Consider the following 231-nt stretch of genomic DNA (forward strand, 5'->3'; position numbering starts at 1 on the left):
ACCAACGAAGTCGATAGTTACCCGATCGTTCTCGCCAGCAGCGGCGTCAACTTCAGCCCAAGAAGCGTGTTGCTTACGTAGAGTTTCTAGCATGTTAGCTAGGTGTTCGTCAGTTAAAGATACAGCGGGCTTTTCAACAGCGATTTTTTCTAAACATTGTTTTTGATGTTCTTGGTAAAGTTCCAAAGTTGCATCGAATTCTAATTCTTTACACGCTGGTAACGCTTTAGT

General features: G+C 42.9%; 1 pseudogene. It reads right to left on the reverse strand.

What is annotated here, in order from left to right:
- Positions 1 to 231, reverse strand: a pseudogene (locus tag CWC02_RS20620) (trigger factor); the annotation flags it as partial.

The sequence above is a fragment of the Pseudoalteromonas sp. S2721 genome (assembly GCF_005887425.1).
Lineage (GTDB): Bacteria > Pseudomonadota > Gammaproteobacteria > Enterobacterales > Alteromonadaceae > Pseudoalteromonas > Pseudoalteromonas simplex.